Here is a 251-nt window from a genome sequence, read left to right on the forward strand (position 1 = left end):
GGACTTGCGCATACGGAGCGGCACCAGGGCGTAGTGGCGCGCGCGGGCGATCTGCCTTTGGCGCAGAACCTTGCTGAACTGCTCGATGGTGTTCAGGGGCCGGCGTTGTTGCTGGTGCTCGATGGGATTACGGATCCGCACAATCTCGGCGCGTGTTTGCGGGTTGCCGATGCGGCGGGCGCGCATGCTGTGATTGCGCCGCGGGATCGGGCGGTTGGTTTGAATGCCACGGCGGCGAAAGTGGCCAGCGG

General features: G+C 66.1%; 1 protein-coding gene. It reads left to right on the forward strand.

The annotated features are described in order from the left end of the window. The coding region (locus SB753_RS39655) for a TrmH family RNA methyltransferase (protein ID WP_410805493.1) at positions 1-251 on the forward strand (251 nt) is incomplete at both ends.

It is taken from the genome of Paraburkholderia sp. SIMBA_053, assembly GCF_046534895.1.
GTDB classification, from domain to species: Bacteria; Pseudomonadota; Gammaproteobacteria; order Burkholderiales; family Burkholderiaceae; genus Paraburkholderia; species Paraburkholderia caledonica.